The 23,289-nt window shown below is 72.5% G+C and carries 19 protein-coding genes and 2 pseudogenes; 12 read left to right on the top strand and 9 right to left on the bottom strand.

Going from position 1 to position 23,289, the window contains the following annotated elements; genetic code table 11:
• Positions 1 to 43 precede the first annotated feature (43 nt).
• From OG870_RS45590 to OG870_RS45580, 3 genes are read left to right on the top strand one after another with little or no spacing between them, the layout of a single operon-like run.
• On the top strand, positions 44 to 1,141 hold the full coding sequence (locus OG870_RS45590) for a vWA domain-containing protein (protein ID WP_323180332.1): 1,098 nt from the start codon (positions 44 to 46) through the stop codon (positions 1,139 to 1,141).
• A complete protein-coding gene (locus OG870_RS45585; protein ID WP_327692198.1) occupies positions 1,134 to 2,255 on the top strand; it encodes an XdhC/CoxI family protein in 1,122 nt (373 codons plus the stop codon). Before OG870_RS45590 ends, OG870_RS45585 begins: the two co-directional genes overlap by 8 nt.
• A gap of 25 nt (positions 2,256 to 2,280) precedes the next feature.
• Positions 2,281 to 2,880 (top strand): SRPBCC family protein, encoded by a 600-nt coding sequence (locus OG870_RS45580; protein ID WP_266527843.1) that lies wholly within the window; start codon positions 2,281 to 2,283, stop codon positions 2,878 to 2,880.
• Between the two features lie 441 nt (positions 2,881 to 3,321).
• Here the strand turns inward: OG870_RS45580 and OG870_RS45575 are convergent, their stop codons facing one another.
• Together OG870_RS45575 and OG870_RS45570 are read right to left on the bottom strand one after the other, a co-directional pair.
• Positions 3,322 to 4,773 carry an MFS transporter gene (locus OG870_RS45575; protein WP_327692197.1) on the bottom strand — a complete coding sequence of 484 codons (1,452 nt, stop codon included), beginning with the start codon at positions 4,771 to 4,773 and terminating at the stop codon, positions 3,322 to 3,324.
• Between the two features lie 84 nt (positions 4,774 to 4,857).
• Entirely contained in the window at positions 4,858 to 5,376 is a 519-nt protein-coding gene (locus OG870_RS45570) for a metallophosphoesterase family protein (RefSeq protein ID WP_266527839.1), read from the bottom strand.
• Positions 5,377 to 5,512: 136 nt separating this feature from the next.
• Between OG870_RS45570 and OG870_RS45565 the strand changes: the two genes are divergently transcribed.
• The 5 genes and pseudogenes from OG870_RS45565 to OG870_RS45545 form a co-directional block, all read left to right on the top strand.
• On the top strand, positions 5,513 to 5,974 hold the full coding sequence (locus OG870_RS45565; RefSeq protein WP_266527836.1) for a MarR family winged helix-turn-helix transcriptional regulator: 462 nt from the start codon (positions 5,513 to 5,515) through the stop codon (positions 5,972 to 5,974).
• 49 nt (positions 5,975 to 6,023) lie between these two features.
• Positions 6,024 to 6,248: a hypothetical protein gene (locus OG870_RS45560; protein WP_266842078.1), complete on the top strand. Its 225-nt coding sequence runs from the start codon at positions 6,024 to 6,026 to the stop codon at positions 6,246 to 6,248.
• A 27-nt stretch (positions 6,249 to 6,275) separates the two neighbouring features.
• On the top strand, positions 6,276 to 6,860 hold the full coding sequence (locus OG870_RS45555; protein ID WP_266527830.1) for a hydrolase: 585 nt from the start codon (positions 6,276 to 6,278) through the stop codon (positions 6,858 to 6,860).
• 117 nt (positions 6,861 to 6,977) lie between these two features.
• Positions 6,978 to 8,936 carry a glycosyltransferase family 2 protein gene (locus OG870_RS45550; protein WP_327692196.1) on the top strand — a complete coding sequence of 653 codons (1,959 nt, stop codon included), beginning with the start codon at positions 6,978 to 6,980 and terminating at the stop codon, positions 8,934 to 8,936.
• Positions 8,937 to 8,963: 27 nt separating this feature from the next.
• Positions 8,964 to 9,353: pseudogene (locus OG870_RS45545) on the top strand (dTDP-4-dehydrorhamnose 3,5-epimerase family protein); the annotation flags it as partial.
• Here OG870_RS45545 and OG870_RS45540 read toward each other — a convergent pair.
• The 6 genes from OG870_RS45540 to OG870_RS45515 all read right to left on the bottom strand — a co-directional run bounded on the left by OG870_RS45540 (position 9,343) and on the right by OG870_RS45515 (position 15,948).
• Positions 9,343 to 10,146, bottom strand: a complete 804-nt coding sequence (locus tag OG870_RS45540) for a class I SAM-dependent methyltransferase (RefSeq protein WP_266527824.1) — start codon at positions 10,144 to 10,146, stop codon at positions 9,343 to 9,345. The pseudogene OG870_RS45545 and the gene OG870_RS45540 sit on opposite strands and share 11 nt — an antisense overlap.
• Positions 10,133 to 11,014, bottom strand: coding sequence for a dTDP-4-dehydrorhamnose reductase (gene rfbD / locus OG870_RS45535; protein WP_266527821.1), 882 nt, complete (start codon positions 11,012 to 11,014; stop codon positions 10,133 to 10,135). Before rfbD ends, OG870_RS45540 begins: the two co-directional genes overlap by 14 nt.
• Positions 11,011 to 11,979: a dTDP-glucose 4,6-dehydratase gene (gene rfbB / locus OG870_RS45530; protein ID WP_327692195.1), complete on the bottom strand. Its 969-nt coding sequence runs from the start codon at positions 11,977 to 11,979 to the stop codon at positions 11,011 to 11,013. The genes rfbD and rfbB overlap by 4 nt, the downstream gene beginning before the upstream one ends.
• Positions 11,976 to 13,043 (bottom strand): glucose-1-phosphate thymidylyltransferase, encoded by a 1,068-nt coding sequence (locus tag OG870_RS45525; RefSeq protein ID WP_266527815.1) that lies wholly within the window; start codon positions 13,041 to 13,043, stop codon positions 11,976 to 11,978. The genes rfbB and OG870_RS45525 overlap by 4 nt, the downstream gene beginning before the upstream one ends.
• Positions 13,044 to 13,161: 118 nt before the next feature.
• Positions 13,162 to 13,341 carry a hypothetical protein gene (locus OG870_RS45520; RefSeq protein WP_327692194.1) on the bottom strand — a complete coding sequence of 60 codons (180 nt, stop codon included), beginning with the start codon at positions 13,339 to 13,341 and terminating at the stop codon, positions 13,162 to 13,164.
• A 159-nt stretch (positions 13,342 to 13,500) separates the two neighbouring features.
• A complete protein-coding gene (locus OG870_RS45515) occupies positions 13,501 to 15,948 on the bottom strand; it encodes a SpoIIE family protein phosphatase (RefSeq protein WP_266842072.1) in 2,448 nt (815 codons plus the stop codon).
• A gap of 196 nt (positions 15,949 to 16,144) precedes the next feature.
• Between OG870_RS45515 and lanKC the strand changes: the two genes are divergently transcribed.
• The 4 genes from lanKC to OG870_RS45495 all read left to right on the top strand — a co-directional run bounded on the left by lanKC (position 16,145) and on the right by OG870_RS45495 (position 22,595).
• Complete coding sequence (gene lanKC, locus OG870_RS45510; RefSeq protein WP_266587859.1) at positions 16,145 to 18,724, top strand: class III lanthionine synthetase LanKC; 2,580 nt, start codon at positions 16,145 to 16,147, stop codon at positions 18,722 to 18,724.
• A gap of 73 nt (positions 18,725 to 18,797) precedes the next feature.
• Positions 18,798 to 18,917: a SapB/AmfS family lanthipeptide gene (locus OG870_RS45505; protein ID WP_266527803.1), complete on the top strand. Its 120-nt coding sequence runs from the start codon at positions 18,798 to 18,800 to the stop codon at positions 18,915 to 18,917.
• 193 nt (positions 18,918 to 19,110) lie between these two features.
• Positions 19,111 to 20,727: an ABC transporter ATP-binding protein gene (locus tag OG870_RS45500; protein ID WP_327692375.1), complete on the top strand. Its 1,617-nt coding sequence runs from the start codon at positions 19,111 to 19,113 to the stop codon at positions 20,725 to 20,727.
• Positions 20,724 to 22,595, top strand: a complete 1,872-nt coding sequence (locus OG870_RS45495; RefSeq protein ID WP_327692193.1) for an ABC transporter ATP-binding protein — start codon at positions 20,724 to 20,726, stop codon at positions 22,593 to 22,595. Before OG870_RS45500 ends, OG870_RS45495 begins: the two co-directional genes overlap by 4 nt.
• Here OG870_RS45495 and OG870_RS45490 read toward each other — a convergent pair.
• A pseudogene (locus OG870_RS45490) lies at positions 22,518 to 22,997 on the bottom strand (LuxR C-terminal-related transcriptional regulator); the annotation flags it as partial. The gene OG870_RS45495 and the pseudogene OG870_RS45490 overlap by 78 nt on opposite strands.
• Positions 22,998 to 23,289 lie beyond the last annotated feature (292 nt).

Here is a 23,289-nt window from a genome sequence, read left to right as displayed (position 1 = left end):
CGGCGCCCGTGCCGATGCCGTTCTCCTCGGTTTCGCCCGGGCGCTGCGGGCGGCCGGGGGCGATGCGAGTGCTGAGCGGGTGCATGCCTTTCTGCGGGCGGTGGACGAGTTGGAGCCCGGGGTGCGGGCGGACGTGCACTGGGCGGGGCGGTTGACGCTGTGCGGCGGGCGGGACGACCTGGAGCGGTACGAGAGGGTGTTCGCCGCCTATTTCGGAGGTGGATCAGCCGGCAGGCGGGTGCCGGCCGCGGCGCCCCCGCCGCGGCTGCGGCTGGTCGTACGGGAAGGTCCTGTGCCCGGCGGACGCGCCCCGGACGAGCAGCGAGACGCGGGGCCGCCCGCGGCCGCGCTCGCCAGTTCCGCCGAAGTCCTGCGCCATCGCGACGTCGCCGGGCTGGATTCCGCCGAGCGCGAGCAACTGCGCCGCCTGCTGGCCGCGTTCGCGCTGCGCGGCGAGGTACGGCGCAGCGCGCGGCGTCGGCCGGCGCGGCGCGGGGACGTCGATCCGCACCGCACCGTACGGGAGTTGCTGCGGCGCGGCGGTGAACCGGCGCGGCTGCGGCGGCACACCCGGTCCGACCGGCGGCGTCGGGTCGTCCTGCTGGTGGACGTCAGCGGTTCGATGGCGCCGTACGCCGACGCGCTGCTGCGGTTCGCGCACGCGGCCGCGCACGGAGGCCGTACGGAGGTGTTCACGATCGGCACCCGGCTGACCCGGGTGACCCGCGAACTCTCGCACCGTGACCCGGACCTCGCGATGACCGCACTCGCCGCGGCCGTGCCCGACTGGCGCGGCGGCACCCGGCTCGGGGAGCTGCTGCGCGAGTTCCTGAACCGATGGGGGCAGCGGGGCATGGCGCGCGGAGCTGTGGTGGTGCTGCTGTCCGACGGGTGGGAGCGTGGCGATCCGGCGCTGCTCGGAGCCCAGATGCGCCGCCTGCACCGGCTGGCGCACCGGGTTGTCTGGGCCAATCCGCGCAAGGCACGCCCCGGCTACGCGCCCCTGGCCGCCGGGATGGCGGCGGCACTGCCGAGCGTGGACGCTTTCGTCGAGGGGCACAGCCTGGCCGCGCTGGAGCGTCTGGCGGCGGTGGTGCGAGGGGCCGACGCGGCCTGCATGGAAGGAGCGGATCGTGCGTGACATTCTCCCGACGCTGACCGAGTGGTATGCGGCTCGGGCCCCGTTCGGCCTCGCGACCGTCGTCTCCGTGAGCCGCAGCGCACCACGCGATCCCGGCGCGGCCATGGCGGTGGGCCCGGGCCAGGAGGTCGTGGGGAGTGTCTCCGGCGGCTGTGTCGAGGGAGCCGTCTTCGAACTTGCCGAGGAGGTCGTGGAGAGCGGCGAGGCCCGGCTGGAGACCTTCGGATACAGCGACGAGGACGCCTTCGCGGTCGGACTGACCTGCGGCGGCGAGATCACCCTGCTGATCCGGCCGGTCACCAGGGAGTCCGACCCGGCCTTCGCGGCGGTCGCGGAGTCCGTCGCCGCGGGCCGCCCGGTGACCGTGGCGACGGTGACGGACGGGCCGGCGAAGACCGGGGCCACTCTCGCCGTCTGGCCGGACGAGGTGTCCGGCACGCTGGGCGCGACCGGCCTGGACGTGGCCGTCACCGCCGACGCGCGCGGCGAACTCGCCCTGGGCGCCACGGGGTTGCGTCACTACGGCCCCCACGGCGAGCGGCGCGAGGACACGGTCAGCGTGTTCCTGCACTCCTTCGCCCCGCCCCCGCGCATGCTGGTCTTCGGCGCGATCGACTACGCGGCCGCCGTGGCCCGCATCGGCAGCTTCCTCGGCTACCGGGTCACCGTGTGCGACGCCCGCCCGGTGTTCGCCACGCCCAAGCGCTTCCCCGAAGCCGTGGAGGTGATCGTCGACTGGCCGCACCGCTACCTCCGGGGCACCGATACCGACGAGCGCACGGTGATCTGCGTCCTCACCCACGACCCCAAGTTCGACGTTCCGTTGCTGGAGGAGGCGCTGCGGCGGCCGGCCGCGTACATCGGGGCGATGGGCAGCCGCCGTACGCACGACGACCGTATGAAGCGCCTGCTGGAGGCCGGTCTCACCGAGCCCGAACTGGCCCGGCTGCGCTCACCGGTCGGCCTCGACCTGGGCGCCCGTACGCCCGAGGAGGTCGCTGTGTCCGTCGCCGCCGAGATCGTCGCCCTGCGCTGGGGCGGCACCGGCACCCCGCTGACCGCGACCGGCGGAGCGATCCATCCGCCGCCCGGCTTTCCCCTTGAATCCCTGTGAGTCCCTCGCATCCCAGGAGGACGTGATGGAGCTGCATCACGAGTTCACCGTGCCGGTTCCGGTCGACGACGCCTGGCGGACGCTCCTCGACATCGAGCGGATCGCCCCGTGCATGCCCGGGGCGACCGTGGAGGAGTACGACGGAAAGACCGTCACCGGCTCGGTGAAGGTCAAGGTGGGTCCGATCACCGTGACCTACAAGGGCACCGCCGTCTTCGAGGAACAGGACGAGACGGCGCACCGGATGGTGCTGATCGCCAGCGGCCGGGAGACCCGCGGCCAGGGCACCGCACGCGCCACGGTGACCGGCACCCTGACCGGGCACGACGACGGCACGGCCGTGTCGGTACGCACCGACCTCACGGTGACCGGGCGGCCGGCGCAGTTCGGGCGCGGTGTGATGGCGGAGGTGGGCGACCGGCTGGTCGGCCAGTTCGCCGACTGCCTGTCGGAGCGGATCGTCGAGCCCGTCGCGACGGTGGAGGAACCGCCGGAGCCGGCCGAGCCCCTCGACCTGTTCCGCACGGCCGGGGTGCCGGTGGCCAAACGGGCGGGAGTGGTGGCCGCGGCGGTCGTCCTCGCGGCCGTCGTGTTCAGGGGCGTACGGCGGTCGCGGCGGGGTTGATCTCCCTCAGGGGCCGTACCGCCGGTGGTCCGCGAGGGCCGCCTCCAGGTGGTTCAGGGCTGCCGTGCCCCGGGGTGCCGGTTCGTGACGTCGTCCATGCCGGACTGCGGCACCGAACTGACGGGAAGCTGAGCCCATTGCGGGAACCGGGCGGAGAGCAGACGGCGTACAGGACGGCGTACAGGAGTGCCGTGTGTCAGCACCCCGTCCTCTCAGCGTGGCCGTCGGCCCGGAGTCGACCGGAATTCCGTGTGTGAGGGCGCCCCGGAAGGGGTAGCCGCCGCGCAATGGAGGCATTGCACGCCCCCGCAAGACAGCACCTCTGCGGGAAGGAGGTCCGTGACACCGCACACTCGCAGCGACCGGGCCGCTCGCAGCTGCATGCAGCGGCCCGGATCCGATGGAGTCACGCATGTCGCGGATCGGTCCCTTCCGCGCCTTTCACGCTGACGTCGGCCGTTCCCTTCGCTTCCCGTCACCCGGACGCAGGGCGCCCGGCAACAGGAGCAGTGCGAGCACCGCGCCCGCCGCGTACAGGCCCGCGGCTCCGAGGGCGACGGCGTGGAAGCCCCGTACGAAACTTTTCACGTCGGTGGGCTGTCCGGCGATCGCTCCCGCCACCGCGATACCTATCGCACCGCCGGTCTGACGTGCGGTGTTGTTCATCGCGGAAGCCAGCCCTGAGCGTTCGGCGGGGACGGCCGCGATGGCTGCGGCTACGACCGCCGGGGTCAGCAGTCCCATGCCGGTGCCCCACAACAGGAACGCGGGCAGCAGGATCGGATACGGGGAGTGCGGCGCGGCCAGGACCAACAGCGCGAGCCCCGCCGTGGCGACGAGCAGACCCGCGGCGGCCGGAAGGCGGGACCCGATCCGGCTGGTGATGCGCCCGCCGAACGGCGCGATGACCACGAGCGGGGCGAACAGCGGGATCACCGCCGCGCCCGCGAGCAGCGCGGAGCGGTCCTGGACCGACTGCAGGAACAGCATCAGCACGAACAGTGTGCCGAGCGTGCCCATGTTCATGATCCCGGCCACCACGTTGGCCGCGTCGAAGGCCGGTCGCCGTAGCAGTGTGACGGGCAGCATCGCGTCGTCCCCGCGACGCAGTTCCGCCACGGCCAGTGCCGGCACGGCGAGGACGGCGAGGATCACGGCCGTCAGCACCTGCGGTGTGGCGGCGCCCGAGCGTCCGCCCTCGATGAAGGCGTACGTCGTCGCCAGCAACAGCAGGCTGCCGAGCAGCACTCCGGGCAGGTCCAGACGCCGGGACTGCGCCTCTCGGCTCTCCGGCACAATCGCCGCGGCCCACACCAGGGCCACCAGCACGATCGGCACGTTCAGCAGGAAGATGGCCCGCCAGCCGAGGCCGTCGACGAGTGCGCCGCCGAGCAGCGGGCCGGCGGGCAGGGCCAGGCTTCCGATGCCGGCCCAGAGGCCGATCGCCCGCGCGCGTGCCGCTCTGTCGGGGAAGGCGCGGCTGATGATGGCCAGGGTGCCCGGCAGCAGCAGGGCCGCGCCCATGCCCTGGAGCACCCTGGCGGCGACCAGGACGGGCACGTCCGGGGCGACTCCGCAGGCCAGCGAGCCCACGCCGAAGACGACGAGTCCGGCCAGCACCACCCGCCGGTGTCCGTGCAGGTCTCCGGCCGTCCCGCTGGTCAGCATGAGGGCGGCGAGCGCCAGCGCGTATCCGTCCACCACCCACTGGAGGCCGCCGACGTCGGTGCCCAGGCCCGAACCGATGGCGGGCAGCGCGACATTGACGATGGTGACGTCGAGCAGCACCAGGAAGTACCCGGCGCACATGACGAGCAGGACGGTGCGCGGCGAGCCCGCGTGCCGTGCGGGACTCACCGCGCGACGCAGAAGCGTTGCCGGTGTTCCAGTCATGGTTCCTTGGTACCAGTGGGGACTGACAATGCCGCCCTGTGCCAGGTGCTGCCGTGCGGCGCCGCTGCCGGGTGCCCCGACCCCCTACCCCGAAACCGGTGGCCGCCGCGGTGGCAGGCGGTGCAGCTGTACGTCCGTGAGCAGGCCGTCGGCCACGGTGGCGGTCATGTACGTGCAGTGGGGCTGACGGCGGCGGTCGGTCGGGGAACCGGGGTTGAGCAGTCGCAGGCCCCCCGGGGCGGTCGTGTCCCACGGGATGTGGCTGTGGCCGAAGACCAGCACGTCCAGGTCCGGGAACCGGGCGGCGCAGCGCGTCTCCCGGCCCGGTGCCGGGCCCGTCTCGTGCACGACCCCGAAGCGCAGTCCACCGAGGTCCGCATACGCCACCTCGGGCAGTCGCGCACGCAGCTCGGGCCCGTCGTTGTTGCCGTACACACCGACGAGTCGGCGACAGCGGGCCTCCAGCAGGTCGAGGGTGTCGGTGTCGACCCAGTCCCCGGCGTGGAACACGACGTCGGCGCGCGGGAGTTCGGCAAGGAGCGGGGCGGGCAGCTCCTTGGCGCGCTTGGGGAGGTGGGTGTCGGTCGTCAGGAGAAGGCGCACAGGGGCAGCGTAGAGAGCGCATCGGTGCCAGGGGTGAGCGGACCGCCCGGTGCGCTGCAGAGAAAGCTGAGGATCTACAGAGAAAACTGTTCAGGCTGAACTGGACAGTTTCAGCTTACGATTCTACGGTGAGGGTATGGACGGACCGATCACCGACCCTCCCGGGGGCATCAGCGATTCCGCCGCGCGTGCGGCGCGCGACCTGCGGGTCGTGTTCAGCAGACTGCGGCGCCGTATCAGGGAGGTCGCGGAGGACGACGAGCTCACGCCGCCGCAGGTCTCCGCGCTCACCCTGGTCGCCAAGCACGGGGCTGCCACGGCCAGTGCGCTGGCCACGGCCGAGGGCGTGCGGCCGCAGTCGATGGCGACCACGCTCGCCGCCCTGGACCGGCAGGGAATGATCCGGCGCAGCCCCGACCCGGACGACGGCCGCCGCCAGCTCGTCACCCTGACCGACGCGGGCCGCCGACGGGTCGAGGGCGACCGCCAGGCACGCGAGGAGTGGCTGGCCCGGGCCCTGCAGGACCGGTACACGGAGGACGAACGCCGCACGGTTCTCGACGGCCTTGCCCTGCTGGAACGGCTCACGCAGCAGTGACACCGAAGCTCTCCGGCGTCGCCCGTCGCCCGGCCAGGAACTCCTCGCCGTGGAGGCGGCGGCCGAGCCGGCCCGTATCGCCTCGCCCGCCGGACGGCTGCGCACCTTCATGTCCCTCTTCCTCGACACGCCGACCGCGTCCGCCGCCGCCGCGACGTTCTTCGCCCACCGCACCGACACGGCAGGTCGGCACGATCCGGCCCCGCGCATGCCTGCCGGATCCGCGCCGCTCCTTGCGACCGCCCTCCTCGACCACTCACCGAAACCGAGCTGACTCGCACGCTCCCGAAAGGCCTGACCCTTGACCGTCACCGCACTCGACCCGCGCACCGCCCTCGTCGTGATCGACCTCCAGGCCGGCATAGTCGGCGCGCCCACCCAGCCGTACACCGGCGCCGAGGTCGTCACCCGTACGGCCGAACTCGCCGACGCCTTCCGTGCCCGTGGCCTGCCCGTGGTGCTGGTCAGGGTCTCGTTCGCCGCGGACGGGAGCGACGCCGTCCCCGGCCGCACCCAGGCCGCCGGCCGGGGTGGCACCCTGCCCGAGGGCTGGGACGTCATCGTTCCCGAACTGGCCGGTCACCCCGGCGACATCACGGTCACCAAGCGCAACTGGGGCGCCTTCCACGGCACCGGCCTCGACGTCCGGCTGCGCCGTCGCGGTGTCACGCAGATCGTGCTGACGGGCATCGCCACCAGCATCGGCGTGGAGTCCACCGCCCGCGCCGCCCACGAGCACGGCTACCACGTCACCCTCGCCACCGACGCCATGAGCGACATGAGCTCCGAGGCCCACGACAACAGCATCGAGCGGATCTTCCCTCGTCTGGGCGAGCCGGGCACCACGGCCGAGATCCTGGAGCTGCTGACCAAGACGCACGGCTGATCCGGTCGCGGGGACCCCAAAAGGGCGCCCGGAGTGGGACGAAGCTCCCGTCGGAGATAGCATCTGGCCACCCGCACCCACCCATACGGCGAGCGACCCGAGGGGGCTCGGAGCCCGATGCCGGTCAAGGTCAGCGTCATCGTCCCCGTCTACAACCCGGGGCCCTACATCGAGGACTGCATCAGCTCGTTGCTCAAGCAGTCCCTGCCACCCGACGCATACGAAGTGATCTTCGTCGACGACGGTTCCACCGACCGGACCCCGGCCCTGCTCGACGCGCTCGCCACAGAAGAGCCCCGGGTCCGGGTCTTCCACCAGGAGAACTCCGGCTGGTCGGGCAAGCCCCGCAACGTCGGCATCGCCGCCTCCCGGGGCGAGTACGTCATGTTCGTCGACAACGACGACCACCTCGGCGTCGAGGCCCTGGAGCGGATGTACGAGTACGGCGTGGCCAACGGCGCGGACGTCGTCGTAGGCAAGATGGCCGGCCAGGGCCGCGCGGTCCCGGTGGAGCTGTTCCGCCGCAACCGGCCGCGCGCGAGCGTGGCGGACGCCCCGCTCATCGACAGCCTCACCCCGCACAAGATGTTCCGCCGGGCCTTCCTCGACGAGATCGGCCTGCGCTTCCCCGAAGGCAGGCGGCGTCTTGAGGACCACGTCTTCGTGACGGAGGCGTATCTGCGCGCGGCCAACGTCTCCGTGATCGGCGACTACGTCTGCTACTACCACGTCCGCCGGGACGACTCGTCCAACGCGGGCTTCCAACGCTTCGACCCCGTCGGGTACTTCAAGAACCTGCGGGAGGCGCTGGACGTCGTCGAGCAGTACACCGAGCCGGGCGCGGTGCGCGACAGCCTCTACCGCCGATGGCTGCGCGTCGAGATGGTGGAGCGGATGCGCGGCCGGCGCCTCCTCAGCAAGCCGGACGACTACCGGCGCAAGCAGTTCGAGGAGATCCACCACGTCGTCGCCGAGCGCTTCGGCCCCGGTGTCGCCGCCGGGCTGCTGCCGACGCAGCAGGTCGTGGCCGCGCTGATCGCCGCCGAACGGTACGACGACGTCGTGGCCTTCGCCGAGTGGGAGGTCGGGCTCAGCCTGTCGGCCTGCCCCGGCACCGTCGAGTGGCGGGACGGGGCGCTGCGCCTCGACTTCACCGCCGAGTTCACCACGGGCGGCTCGCCGCTGACTTTCCCCGGCGGCGGGGTCCGGACCCCGCTGGACGGTCCGCCGAAGAACATCGCGGACGCGATCGCCTGGGTGGGTGCCGACACCGTGGCCCGGTTCTCTCAGGGCACCCTGGACCTGCTGGTGCGCGAACGCGCCAGCGCCGCCCAGTACTTCCAGCCGGTCGAGGTCACCCGGGAAATCGTGCCGGTCGAGGACAGCGGGCGCGTACGGCTGGTGCTGCGGGCGACGGCCGCGGTCGACCCGGCGGGCGCGGTGGACGGCACACCGCTGCGCGCCGGGCTGTGGGACACGTACGCCCGTGTCAGGCTGGGCGGTTGGAGCAAGGAGGCCCGCATCGGCCCCGGCCCGCGCAAGGCCCGTGCCGCCTCGTCAGGCGGCGTCGTGGGCGGGCGGGTGGTCCTGCCGTACTGGACAGACCAGCACGGCAATCTCTCCCTGGACGTCGACCGGGCGAGCAAGCGCCTGGGCCTCGACCGCCTCGACCCCGCGGCCGTCGACACCGCGGGCGGCCGACTGCGTACGCCGGTGCCGCTGCACGTACCGGCCGACACCGCGGTGCTGCTGCGGCTCACTTCGGCAAACAGGTCGATCGACGCGCGGGGCACACTCTCCCCCGCCGGTGACGGGGCCGTGCTGGAGGCCGCTCTGACCGTCTCCGACCTCAGGGGCGCGACCTGGCGGACCGCCCTGTGCGCGGCTCCGGAGGCCGACGAGCCACGCTTCCTCCCGCTGCCGCTCGCCCTGCGTGCGGACACCACCTCGGTCAAGGTGGTACGGACTCGCAGGCCCTCGGCTCTGCGACGGGTGGCCCGCAGGGCGCGGCGGGCACTCGCCGCGGTCCTCGGCCGACGTACGGCGTCCCGGTCGGCCGGCACTCGAAAGGCGTGACAGATCTCCCTCGCGCAGGCCAAGTAGGTCACCCGCGTGCGCGGCGCGATCCTGGACGTGGTGGTCGATCTGCGTGTGGGCTCGCCCACCTTCGCGCAGTGGGAGGCGGCGCGCCTGGACGACGACAGCCGGCACGCGCTGTTCCTCGCGGAGGGGCCCGGGCACGCCTTCATGGCGCCGACCGACGACGCCACGGTCGTGTACCCGTGCTCGACCGGGTACGCGCCCGAGCGCGAGCACGGTGTGCACCCCCTGGACCCGGACCTGGGCATCGTCCGGCCGGAGGGCCCCCCGCTGCTGTCGCCGAAGGACGCTGCGGCCCCGTCGCCGGCCGAGGCTCAGCGGACGGGGCTGCTTCCGTCGTACGAGGCCTGCACCGCCTACTACGAGAAGCTGCGCGGCGGGGTCAGCGACTGACGGCGAGCGGCTCCAGGGCCGACTGCAGTGCCTTCCAGCCGCGGGAGCGGCTCAGGCCGCGGTTGCGGGCGCGGACCAGCGGGCCCCAGAAGTCGGCTCCCACGAGAGTCTCCGGCTTGACCGCCTTGACCCGCTCCAGGACGGCCTCGGGCACCTTCTGCGGGTCGGGCACCTCGAACTCGGCGATGATCTCGTCGTACTTGTCCTTCAGCACCGTGTTCTTGGGGTCGGCACCGAAGACGATCAGCTGGCCGGTGGGCTGGGTGTCGACGAGAACGGTCACCAGGTCGGGGCGGTAGCGGCCCAGGATCTCGATGATCTTGTAGACGTCGCCGGTCCAGGCGGTGGTGTGCCGGTCGCGGGCCGCCTCGTCGATGCTGCGCGGCAGCATGTCGTCGAGGACGATCACGCTGGACCAGTCGGAGTGCTTCTCGACGTTGATGAAGTCCCGCAGCGCGTACTCGAACAGGTGCATGCCGTCGATGAACGCCAGGTCGAGCGTGGTGCGCTGCCAGTACCCGAAGGGCTTGCGGCCCCGGCGCAGGTTGCGCACGGGGTGCCGGCCGCCGCGCAGGTGCGCGAGGGGGTTGTCGCGGGCGAAGAAGTCGTCGCTGGTGGCCTTCACCAGGTGGACGTCGCAGCGGATCTCCGTGACCACCTTGAACGCGGGGTCGATCGCGACGCTGGGGACGCGCGACAGCTGGAGACTGCGGCCGTCGTTGACCCCGATCTCCAGGTAGTTGCGGTTGGCGCTGGACTTGTGCAGTTCCCGAAGGAACTCATGGCGTTTCACGCAGGGACTCCTTGCGGATCAGGGGAAGTGCTTCGTGCAGGACGGCGCGCCAGTCGCGCGGCGGCGACAGGCCGAGTTCCTGCCAGCGCCCGTGGGCGAGGGCGCTGTACGCCGGGCGGGGAGCGGGCCGTGGGAAGGCCTCGCTGCCGACGGGCCGCACCCGGTCAGGGTCGGCGCCGAGGCCCCGGAAGACCTCGCGGGCCAGCTCGTACCAGCTGGCCTCGCCGGAGCTGGTGGCATGGAAGACACCGCTCGCGCCGCGGCCCAGGTGCGGGCCCAGGTCGGCGAGGCGTGCGGCTACATCCGCGCTCCACGTGGGCTGCCCACGTTGGTCGTCGACGACACCGAGGGTGTCGCGACGGGACTCCAGGTCGATCATCGTGCGGACGAAACTACGCCCGTGGACGCCGTAGAGCCAAGCGGTTCGCACGATTGCGCCATATGTGGGGAGTTCCTGGGCCACGGCTCGCTCGCCGGCGAGTTTGGTGCGGCCGTAGGCGGTGCGCGGGGCGGTGGGGTGGTCTTCCGGGTACGGAGTCGTGGCGTCGCCTGCGAAGACGTAGTCGGTGGAGACGTGGATGAGGCGTGCGTCGTGCGCGGCGCAGGCGCGGGCGAGGTGGCGGGGCCCGTCGCCGTTGATCCGCAGGGCCCGCTCCTCGTCGGTCTCGGCGTCGTCGACGGCCGTGTACGCGGCGCAGTTCACGACGAGATCAGGGCGGTGGTCGGCCAACGCCCCCTCGACCGCCTGCTGTTGGGTGATGTCCAGGGCGGCGTGATCTAGCCCTGTGACGTCCTCGCCGCGCCGGGTCAGCTCGTCGACCGTGTCCCGGCCGAGCATGCCGCCCGCGCCCGTGACCAGCCACCTCATCCCGACCGCCGTTTCAGGGGCTCCCACCAGGCGCGGTTGTCCCGGTACCAGACGACCGTCGCGGCGAGACCGGAGGCGAAGTCGTGGCGGGGTCGGTAGCCGAGTTCGTCGCGGGCCTTGCTCCAGTCGACGGAGTAGCGCAGGTCGTGGCCCTTGCGGTCCTCCACGTACTCCACGCGGTCCCAGCCGGCCCCGCAGGCGTCCAGCAGCAGGCCGGTGAGTTCCCTGTTGCTCAGCTCCGTGCCGCCGCCGATGTTGTACACCTCCCCCGGCCGGCCCTGGGTGCGCACCAGCTCCACACCCTGGCAGTGGTCCTCCACGTGCAGCCAGTCGCGGACGTTGAGTCCCTCGCCGTAGAGCGGGACCGTCCTGCCGTCCAGGAGGTTGGTGACGAACAGCGGGATGACCTTCTCGGGGAACTGGTGCGGGCCGTAGTTGTTGGAGCAGCGGGTGACGCGGACGTCCAGGCCGTGGGTGCGGTGGTAGGCGAGGGCGAGCAGGTCGGAGGAGGCCTTGGAGGCGGAGTAGGGGGAGTTGGGGCTCAGCGGATGGTCCTCCGGCCAGGAACCGGACTCGATGGAGCCGTAGACCTCGTCGGTGGAGACGTGCACGAAGGGTTCCACGCGGTGGCGCAGGGCCGCGTCGAGGAGGGTCTGGGTGCCCACCACGTTGGTCAGGACGAAGTCGGTCGCGCCGGTGATCGAGCGGTCGACGTGGGACTCGGCGGCGAAGTGCACCACCTGGTCGGCGTCGGTCATGAGCTTGTCGACCAGTTCGGCGTCGCGGATGTCGCCCTGGACGAACTCCAGCCGGGGATGGGCGAGATCGAGGTTGTCGAGGTTGCCGGCGTAGGTCAGCTTGTCCAGCACGGTGATCCGCGGCGCTTCGGGCCCGTCGGCGGCGAGCAGGGTGCGGACGTAACACGAGCCGATGAAGCCGGCGGCGCCGGTGACGAGGAGGTTCATGTGTGGATCTGCACCTTGCTGTGGTCTCCGAGGACCAGACGGTGTGCGCTGGGCACACTGGGCGCCGGAGTGACCTCGACATGGCGGCCGATCAGGGAGTTCTCGATGCGGCCCACTCCGAGGATCGACGAGTCGCGCAGCACGATGGAGAACTCCAGTTCGCTGTCGATGATCCGGCAGTTCTCGGCGACGGAGGTGAAGGGGCCGACGTAGGACTCCTGGACGACGGTGCCGGCGCCGATCACGACGGGTCCGACGATGCGGGAGTTGACGACCCGGGCGCCCTCCTCCACGACCACCCGCCCGATGGTCTCGGAGCCCTCGTCCACCTCGCCGTCGATGCGGCGGTCCAGGCCTTCCAGGACGGTCCGGTTGACTTCGAGCATGTCGACGACGTTCCCGGTGTCCTTCCAGTAGCCCTTGATGACGGTGCAGCGCACGTCGGCGCGGCGGTCGATCAGGTGCTGGATGGCGTGGGTGATCTCCAGTTCGCCACGCCAGGACGGCCGGATGGCGCGCACGGCCTCGTGGATGAGGGGCGTGAAGAGGTAGACCCCCACCAGGGCGAAGTTGCTCTTGGGGTGTTCGGGTTTCTCCTCCAGGCCGACGACCTGGCCCAGGGAGTCGAGTTCGGCCACGCCGAAGGAACGGGGGTCGGCCACTTCGGTGAGCAGGATCTGGGCGTCGGGGCGGTTGCCGCGGAACTCGTCCACGAGGGTGCTGATGCCGCCGACGATGAAGTTGTCGCCCAGATACATCACGAAGTCGTCGTCGCCGAGCCAGTCCCGCGCGATCAGCACCGCGTGGGCCAGCCCGAGGGGCCGCTCCTGGGGGATATAGGTGATCTCCAGACCGAACTTGGATCCGTCGCCGACCGCTTCCTGGATCTCGGATGCGGTGTCTCCGACGATGACACCGACCTCCGTGATGCCGGCGGCGGCGATGGATTCCAGTCCGTAGAAGAGCACGGCCTTGTTGGCCACGGGCACGAGCTGCTTGGCCGATGTGTGCGTGATCGGCCTCAGTCGTGTACCGGCACCACCGGACAGCACGAGAGCCTTCATCTGCTTCACCTTAGTCGCGGACCCCGAAGACGGGCTGCGACCAGTGTGGCTGGTTCGTTACGACGGTGCTGCGCCGCCGGTCGGGCGACGCAGCACGTGCTCGCGGTCAGGGGCCTGGTCAGTCCTCGCCCCGCACGATGTTCCCCTCCGGACCCTGCTGGTCCGTCCGGGTGACCTCCTGGTCGAGAACGGCCGGAACGCAGGTGCGCACGACGCCCTTGCCGCGCAGACGCCTGGCCTTCGACCAGCCGGTCTCCGGTCGACGGATCACGAGCTTCTCACTGGTGTGCGACGTCACGGCGGCTCATCTTCCTTCTTCGGCAGTGCCCGCGGAACGGGTCCCCGGAAGCTGCCCGGCCAAACGGCCGCGTACGGGGCCGACGGGTGCGTGAACCTGCCGCGTGGAGTGTCCCGTTCGGGGCTCAGGGGTCCGTCACCAGGACGGTCACCGCCGACGTCACGGCCCGACCGCGAGCTCGGCCCACACCTGCTTGCCGCCGCTGACCGGCACGGTCCCCCATGTCTCCGACATGGCCTCGACGAGGAGGATGCCGCGGCCACCGGTGGCCTCCCAGCCGATGCTGGTCGGCTTCACGGGGGTGCGGGCCGAGGAGTCGGCGACCGAGACACGCAGCTTGTTCTCCAGAAGGGTGAGGTCGAGGCGGACCTGGCCGTCGGTGTGCACGAGGGCGTTGGTGACCAGCTCGGAGACCACGAGAAGCACGGAGTCCATGTCGTCCGGGGTCACGCCCCAGGCGCGCAGGGTGCGCCGGGTGAAACGGCGGGTGTGTCCGACGGCCTCGGGCACACGCCACACGGTCCAGCTCTCGCGTTGCGGGCGCAGCGTCATGCCGTCGTAGCGCAGCAGGAGCAGTGCGACGTCGTCGCTGCGCCGGGCGTTGCCGAGCAGGGCGTCGGCGACGAGGCCGAGGTCGGCGGGGTCGGACAGGGACAGTTCGTGGGCGAGGCGGTCGAGGCCGACGTCGATGTCGGCGTCGGCGGACTCGACGAGGCCGTCCGTGGTCAGCGCGACCACCGTGCCGGGCTGCAGCCGGAGCACGCTCAGCGGGAAGTCGGCCTGTCTGACCACGCCGAGCGGCGGTCCGCCCTCCACGTCCGGCATCTCCGTGCTGCCGTCCGGGTGGCGCAGCACCGGCGGCAGATGTCCGGCGCGGACGTACCAGGCGGAGCCCTCCTCCATGTCGACGTCGACATAGCAGCAGGTGGCGAAGAGGTCGGTCTCCAGGTCCATGAGGAGCCGGTTGGCGTGGGAGACGACCACGTCCGGCGGGTGTCCCTCCACGGCGTAGGCGCGCAGCGCGGTGCGCATCTGGCCCATCAGGGTGGCGGCGCTCGCGTTGTGGCCCTGGACGTCGCCGATGACGAGGGCGACGTGGTTGTCGGGCAGCGGGATCACGTCGTACCAGTCGCCGCCCACCTCCAGGCCGGCCGTGGTGGGCAGATAGCGGGCGACGGCGACCGCGCCGGGCAGCTTGGGCAGTCGGCGGGGCAGCAGCTGGCGCTGGAGCATGCCGACGAGTTCGTGTTCGGCGTCGAAGGCGTGGGCGCGCATCAGGGCCTGGCCCGCGAGACCGGCGGAGGCGGTGAGCAGGGCGCGTTCGTCGGGGCCGAAGTCGTGCGGGGTGTCCCAGCCGATCAGACAGGCGCCGGCCATGCGGTTGCCGGCGGGCAGCGGCAGGACGGCGAGTCCGCCGGGGCCGACGTCCGCGAGAGCGGGCTCAAGGGGCGTGCCGGCGGGCCAGATGCGGGCGCGGCCCTCGCGCAGGGCGGCGGCGAGGGTGGGCATGGCGCGCACCGGGGCGTCGGGCCATTCGCTGCGCCACTCCATGCGCCACAGCTCGGGCCAGGACTCCGGTTCGGGCGGGTCGAGGACCGTGACGACGAGCCGGTCGCCCTCCAGCTCGGCGAGCGCGATCCGGTCGGCCTCCAGCGGTTTGCGCAGGGCGGCGACGACGGCCTGGCTGACGTCGCGGACGGTGCCCGCGGTGGCGAGCATGGCGGCGAGACGCTGGACGCGGGCCACGTCGGTGACGTCGGAGCGCAGTTTGGAGGCGTCACCGACCGTGCCCACGAGCCTGGCGGGCTGTCCCTCGCCGCCGGCCTGCAGCCGTCCGCGCAGCCTGAGCCACTTCGGCGGGCCCGAGGGCTGCAGGACCCGGAACTCCAGCTCACGGTCGCCTATGGACATGTGGTCGGCCTCGACCACGGACATCAGCGAGGGCAGGTCCTCCGGCACGGTGAGGCCCAGCAGGGTCTCGACCTTGCCGTCGAAGTCGGCGCGGGTGAGGGCGAACAGCTCCAGGATGTCGTCGCCGACCTCGACCCGGCCGCTGTCCATGGCGAGGCTGAACGCGTTGGACGGCAGCTCGGCGCCCTCGACGGCCGGGGCCGGGGTGGGGCAGCCCACGGCATCGGCGATCAGTTCGAGGCACTTGCGGTCCTCTGTGTCGAACCCGTCGGGCCGCTGGCTGACGGCCAGCAGCGAGCCACCGCCGTCGTCGCCGCGCGCGGGCAGCACGGCCAGGAAGAAGTCCCGGCACGGCGTCCGCCGCGCCTCGCCGGACTCGGCGAGTTCCTCCGGGCCGAGCCACACCGGGCTCCCGGAGCGATGGCTGTCGGCCACCGGGGAGGTCCCGGACCGTGGATAGCTGTCGCGCAGGCCGAGCAGCGTCCTCGGCACGCCCGCCGACTCGACCAGGCACAGCAGTTCGCCGTCCTCGCCCGGCGTGTACACGGCGGCGAAGGCCGCACCTGCGTAGACGAGTGCCTGCTCCAGGACGCGACGCACCCGTTCGGGCGAGGCCGGACCGGACGTGAGCGCTTTCAGGGCACCTTCGGCACGCAGAGTTCTCGTTCTGCGTCCCTCAGCGCCCTCACTGACCACGTCCGCAATTACAGCGCGTAAAGGACGCGCGCGCAGCCCCTGTGAGCATTCCGTGGAACTCATCGTGCGGGTCCACTCGAAATTCGCCGAACATGTCTTTACGCATGCGTACCGCACGGTGATCTCGTGACAGACGTGACTGTCCGCGACCGCGGGTCGACTGGAAGTGTCGATGCCGGGCCACGGAGGGGAACGCATGGACAAGCGGTACGAGGTGTACGCGCTGGCGGACAGACACTTCTACGAGACGCCGGACCGGCTCTCAGCGCCGGGACGGCACGACGCGCCGTTGTTCGACACCGCGCGTCGTGAGGTGCCCGAGGGCTGGCGGTCGGCGAGGATCGGCGACTGGCTGACGCTCACGCCGCTCGACACGGGCGGAAGCCCGCTGCCCGGCCCGGCGCAGGGCTGGAAGATCCACGCCTCCGCCACGCGGGCCGACGCGGAGCGCATCGCGGCGATCGTGTGGGACTACTGCGTGCCGCGCCGGATCCCGTTCAAGTTCGTGCCGGGCCCGCATCTGCTGCACCTGCGCAACACCAAGTACGCGGCCCGCGACACGAGCGGCAAGTTCGTCACCGTGTACCCGGCCGACGAGGAGCAGCTCCACCAGGTGCTGCGCGAGCTGGGCCGGCTGCTGGAGGGTTTCGAGGGGCCGTACATCCTCACCGATCTGCGCTGGTACGACGGTCCGCTCTATGTGCGCTACGGCGCTTTCGCGCGCACCTTCGTCGTCGACGAGCGGGGCTCGCTCGTGCCGGCGGTGCGGGACGGCTCGGGCACGCTGGTGCCGGACCGGCGGGCGCCGTCCTTCCAGGTGCCGGACTGGGTGACACTGCCCGCGTTCCTCGAACCGCATCTCGCGGCCCGCAACACCACGACGGTGGGCGAACTGCCGTACCGCATCGAGAAGGCGCTGCACTTCTCCAACGGCGGCGGGGTGTACGCGGGCACCGACACCCGGGACGGGAGCCGGATCGTCCTGAAGGAAGGGCGGCCGCACGCGGGTCTTGCCTCGGACGGCGCGGACGCGGTCGCCCGGCTGGAGCGCGAGAAGCTGGCGCTGGAACGGGTGGCGGGGACCGGTGTGGTGCCGGGGGTGCGGGACTGGTTCACACTGGGCGACCACCGGTTCCTGGTCATGGACTTCCTGGAGGGACGCCCGCTCAACTCCTTCTTCGCCGAGCGGCATCCGCTGCTCACGCCTGACCCCGACCCGCAGGCCGTGGCCGCCTACGCGAAGTGGGCGGTGCGCATCCACGGGGCGGTGGAGCGCGCGGTGGAGGCGGTGCACGCGCGCGGGATCGTCTTCAACGATCTGCACGTCTTCAACATCATGGTCGCGCCGGACGAGGAGTCGGTGTTCCTGCTCGACTTCGAGGCGGCGGCGCCGGTGGCGGAGAACGGCCGTCAGGTCGTCGCCCACCCAGGCTTCTTCGCCCCGCCCGACCGGACGGGCCTCGACGTCGACCGCTACGCGCTGGCCTGCTTACGGCTGGCCCTGTTCCTGCCCGTCACCACCCTGTTCGTGGTCGACCGGGGCAAGGCGGCGCACCTGGCCGAGGTGATCGCGGACCAGTTCCCGGACGTGCCGAAGGAGTTCCTGGACGAGGCGGTCGCGGAGATCACGCGGGGCGCCGGCGTGGGCGCCCCGGTGTTCGTTCGGCCCGGGGACCGGCCGCACAGCCGCGACTCGATGGTCAAGGCGATCCTCGCCTCGGCCACTCCGGAGCGCGACGACCGGCTCTTCCCCGGTGACATCGCCCAGTTCTCCGACGGCGGCGGGCTCGGGCTCGCCCACGGCGCGGCCGGAGTGCTGTACGCACTGGCCGAGACCGGTGCCGCGCGGTACGAGGAGGGCGAGCGCTGGCTGCTCGACCACACGGACCCGGCGCCGGCCGGCACACCGCTCGGTCTGTACGACGGCCTCGCGGGCGTCGCCCATGTCCTGGACCGGCTCGGCCACCGGCAGCGGGCCCTGGACCTGGTCGAGGGCATCCTCGCCGAGAAGTGGCAGAACCTCTCCTCCGACCTGCACGGCGGTCTGGCCGGCCTGGGACTGGTCCTCGGTCAACTGGCCCGCACCACGGGCGAGTCGGAGCTGCGCGAGCGTGCCGCGGAGGCCGCACGGATCCTCGTACGACGGCTCGCCGAGCCGCGGCCGGACATGCCCCGGCGGCGGGCCGGGCTGCTGCGGGGAGCGAGCGGCCCCGCGCTGTTCCTGTTGCGGCAGTACGAGTGGACCGGCGACCCGGAGCTGCCGGCGGCGGCCGGTGCGGCACTGCGCCGGGACCTCGAGTGCTGTGTGGTGCGCGAGGGCGGGGCGCTGGAGGTCGACGAGGGGTGGCGGACGCTGCCGTATCTCGGCGACGGCAGCGCCGGAGTGGGGATGGTCCTCGACGACTACCTGACCCATGTCGGCCCCGGGACCGGGGAGTTCGAGCTGGTGCGCCAGGGGGTTCTCACCGCCGCCACCTGTCGCTTCTACGCGCAGCCCGGCCTCTTCCAGGGCCGCTCCGGGATGATCCTGCACCTCGCCCGTACGGGCGCCACGGACCGGCTGGCCGAACAGATCGACGCGCTGGGCTGGTTCGCGATGGACTTCCAGGGCCAACTGGCCTTCCCCGGGCACCAGATGATGCGGCTGTCCATGGATCTGGGCACCGGCACGGCCGGGTGCCTGCTCGCGCTGAGCGCGGCTCTGGACGCCGGGTCCACCGCTCATCCGCCCACCGCTCATCTGCCCTTCCTGCCGCCGCTGAGGCGGCCCTCATGACGCGGCTCCGCAACCTGACGGAGTCGTGACGCAACCCCGTCCCCACGGGTGGACATCGATGAAAGGACACGAGATGGCACTGCTCGACCTGCAGACGATGGAGTCCGACGAACACACCGGCGGCGGCGGTGGCGCAAGCACCGTCAGCCTGCTCTCCTGCATCAGCGCGGCGAGCATTCTGCTCTGTCTCTGACGAGCATCGTGCGTTCACGGCTCCGGGCGGTCCGCTCCCGCGAGGGAGGGGCCGCCCGGGGTCCTGGGCGCGGTCCCACCGATCCGGATGCGAGGCCGCAGCCGTGACGACTCATGCAGAGCCCGTACGCCGCTCCGCCCTGCTCGACTCGGCCACCCGGCACAGCACTTCCCGCTGCGTGGCCCTCTGTCTCATGAGCACGGCGTCCACCGGTGCCGGTCTCCTCCTGCCGGCCGCTCTCGGCCGCACCCTCGACCTCCTCCTGGCACACGCCCCGGCGACCCGCTGGGTGGTGTACTGCGCGGGAATCGTCCTGCTGCCGGCGCTGCTGGACGCCTGCGAGACCGTGCTCGGCGGCACCGTCGACGCCCGGACGGCCGCGTGGCTGCGGCGCCGCCTGACAGGGCATGTGCTGGCCGTGGGGCCGCGCGCAGCCGCCCGCTTCGGCCCGGGCGAACTCGTCGCCCGTCTCGTCGGCAACGCGGCTCAGGCGGGGACCACTCCGGCCGCCCGCGCCGCACTGCTCGCCGCGCTCGCCGGTCCTGTGGGGGGCATCGTGGCGCTCGGCCTGATCGACCCGTGGCTGGCGGCCGTGTTCCTGGCCGGAGCACCGGTCCTGACCCTCCTGCTGCGCGCCTTCGCCCGCGACACGACCCGGTGCGTGGCGGACTACCAGCGGCTCCAGGGGCGGATCGCGGGCGCGCTCGCGGAGGCGGTCGCCGGCCGCCGCACCATCGAGGCGGCGGGCACGGCGGACAAGGAGGCGGCGCGGATTCTGCGGCCGCTGCCGGAGCTGTCGCGTGCGGGACACCTCATGTGGCGGGTCCAGGGACGGGCCGCGGCCCTGGCGGGCGCCGTGGCGCCACTGCTGCAGCTGGGGGTCGTCGCCGTGGCCGGAGTTCTCCTCACCCGGCATCGGCTGTCGGTCGGCGACGTCCTCGCGGCCTCGCGGTACGCGGTCCTGGCGACGGGCGTCGGCGTGCTGGTCGGCCAGTTCGCGAGCCTGGCCCGGGGCAGGGCGGCCGCCGGGCGCCTCGACGAGGTCCTCGCTCAGCCGGCCATCGCGCACGGTACACGCCGGCTGCCGCCCGGTCCGGGCCGACTGGAGCTGCGGGGCGTGACGGCCCGCCGCGGCGAGCGCACCGTCCTCGACGGCCTCGACCTCGTCGTCCCGGGCGGCACGACACTCGCCGTGGTCGGCCGTTCCGGCACGGGCAAGTCGCTTCTCGCCGCGATCGCCGGCCGGCTGGCCGACCCGGACGCCGGAGAGGTCCTGCTGGACGGCGTCCCCCTCCCCCATCTGACCCACAACGACCTTCGCCGGTCGGTGAGTTACGCCTTCGAACGCCCCGCGCTCCTCGGCACCACCATCGAGGACGCGCTGCGCCTCGGCGTGCGGCATCCCTCCCCCGCACGCATCCGCGAGGCGGCCCGCACGGCACGGGCGAACGACTTCATCCGCCGCCTTCCCCACGGCTACGCCACCCGCTGCGCCGACGCCCCGCGCTCCGGCGGCGAGTCCCAACGCCTTGGCCTGGCGAGGGCGTTCGCCCAGGACAGCCGCCTGCTCATTCTCGACGACGCCCTCTCCAGCCTCGACACGGTGACGGAAGCACAGATCACGGACTCCCTGATGGCCCACGGCGCGGGCGGCACCCGACTCCTCATCGCCCATCGAGCGGCCACGGCGGCCCGGGCGGACGCGGTGGCGTGGCTGGACGGGGGGAGGGTGCGGGCGGTGGGGACGCATGCGGAGCTGTTGCGGATCGCCGGGTACCGGGCGGCGTTCGGGGACGGGGGGCCGACGTGAGCGGGGGGATCCGGGTGCGGGGTGCCCGGTTCCTGTGGGCGCGCCGGGGCGTCGTCGTACGACTCGGGGGCTGGTCCGTGCTGGAGACCGGGCAGACCTTTGTCACCGGGTACGCCCCGGCGCGGGCCCTCGACGCGGGGTTCCTGGCGGGACGCGCCGATGTCGGGCTCGCCTGGCTCGCGGTGGCCGGGCTCGCTGTCGTGGTGGGTGCGGTGGGGACCGGGCGGGTCTACGCCGGCGTCGCCGCGTTGGCCGAACCCCTCCGGGACCGCCTCGTGGAGGGCGTGGTCGAGCGGGGTGTCCGGGAGGCCGACGACGGGGTGCTGTCGGCGCTCACCCAGCAGGTGGAGATCGCGCGCGACACCTTCGCGGGGCTCGTGATGGTGTCGCGGTCGTTCGTGTTCACCGCGGTGGGGGCGCTGGTCGGGCTGTTATCGCTCGCCCCGCCGCTCGTGCTGGTGGTCGGGCCGCCGCTCCTGGCCGGGGTGGCCCTGTTCGCGGCGTCGCTACGGCCGTTGGCCCGCAGGCAGGAGGCGTTCCTCGTCGCGGACGAGGCGCTGGCCGGGCGCTTGGGTGACGTCTGCCCGGGGCTGCGGGACATCACGGCCGCGGGCGCCGAGGAACGCGTCGCCGCCGACGCGGGGGAACACATCGACGCCGAACTGCGGGCCGCCCGTTCCCTTGCCCGCTGGGGCGTGCTGCGCGTGGCGTCGCTCGCGATCGGCGGCCAGTTCCCGATCGTGCTGCTGCTCGCCGCCGCACCCTGGCTGCTGGCCCGCGGTGTCACCACGGGCGCCGTGGTCGGCGCCCTCGCCTACCTCACCCAGTCCCTCCTCCCGGCCCTCCGCAACCTGGTTCACGGCCTGGGCACGAGCGGCTCACGTCTGACCGTGGTCCTACGTCGACTGACGTCGCCCCCGGCACCCGGCGGCGACAAGCAGGGACCTCCCGCTCAGCGCCACCACCCCACCCCGCACACCCCCGGCATCGCCCGCACCCCCGCCCTCTCCCTCACCTCCCTGACCTTCGCCTACAGCCCCACTGCCGTCCCCGTCATCGACAACCTCGGCCTCACCCTTCCCCCCGGCTCCCACCTGGCCGTCGTCGGCCCCAGCGGCATCGGCAAGTCCACGCTCGCCGCTCTCGTCGCGGGGCTGCTGGAACCGCGTCGGGGCACGATCCGGGTGGGCGGGGAGGCGGTGCCGTCCGCCGCTGCGGCCCGGCAGCGGGTGCTCATCCCCCAGGAGGCGTACGTCTTCACCGGCACCGTCGCGGACAACCTCACCCATCTGCGGCAGGACCCCGTGTCGGAGACGGAGCTGCGCGCGGCGGCCGACGCGGTGGGGCTCGGCCCGCTGCTCGACGCGCTCGGCGGACCCGGCGCCCGAGTCGACCCGGCGGCGCTCTCAGCGGGCGAACGTCAGCTGATCGCGCTGACCCGGGCCTATCTGTCGCACGCCCCGCTCGCCCTGCTCGACGAGGCGACCTGTCATCTGGATCCGCAGGCGGAGGAACGCGCCGAGCGGGCCTTCGCGCGGCGACCGGGCGGCACCCTCGTCGTCGTGGCGCACCGCATCAGCTCCGCCCGGCGCGCGGATCGGGTGCTGGTCATGGACGGACGGGGCACGGCGTGCGGAACCCACCGGGAGTTGCTGGAGACCTCGCCGCTGTACCGGGAGCTGGTCGGCGGCTGGACGCCCGTGCCGTCACAGCCAGCCCTCCCCCTGGGAGATGCGGATCGCGTCGATGCGGTTGCGGGCCCCGGTCTTTCGGGTGATGGCCGCCATGTAGTTGCGCACCGTCCCGTGGGACAGATGGAGGCTCCCGGCGATCTCCGCGACGGAGGCCCCCTCGGCGGCGAGGGATAACACGCTCAGCTCCCGCCGGGTCAGCGGCATCTCGGCGGCCTTGAGGAAACCGAAGCCCAGGGAGTCGTCGACGAAACGTTCCCCCTGGGCGACCCGCCGGATTCCGCGCACCAGATGATCCGGCGACCCCTCCTTGTCGACGTAGCCGAGCGCGCCCGCCTCGATGGCACGTTTCAGCAGGCCGGGTCTGTTCGCACTGGCGAGCACGAGAAGTCTCGGTGGGGCCGCGTCCGGGCCCCGGGAGCACAGGTCGCCGAGCGGTGCGATGCCGTACGCGTCCGCGCACTCCAGGTCCACGGCGCACACATCGGGCCACAGGGACCGCGCCCGGCCCGGCGCGCTGCGCCAAGGCGCGTCCTCCACTCGGAGATCGGGTTCACCGCGCAGCCACTGCGCCAGCACCGATCGCACCAGACACTCGTCGTGCACCAGAAGTACCCGGATCACTGCCCGCCCCTCAGCTTTCCGTCCGCCGGTCTGATTGGTGGTGAACGCGTGCCCATTCTTCGCGTCCGCGACCGCGCTGGGGCGCGAAGATCCGGCCAATGCGGTGCGTGGGGGCGCACGCCCGGCAACCCGTGCACCACCCTGCGCATCGGCTGAGGGGGCATGGTCCGCGGCCGAAGGGGTACGCGGTGGTTCTCACCGTGCCGGGTACTGTGCTGCGCCCGTTCTGCGTACCGGGTGTGACGTC

Source organism: Streptomyces sp. NBC_00461, assembly GCF_036013935.1.
Classification (GTDB): domain Bacteria; phylum Actinomycetota; class Actinomycetes; order Streptomycetales; family Streptomycetaceae; genus Streptomyces.
The sequence above is the reverse complement of the archived record's forward strand: the minus strand, read 5'-3'. Positions and strand labels throughout refer to the sequence as shown.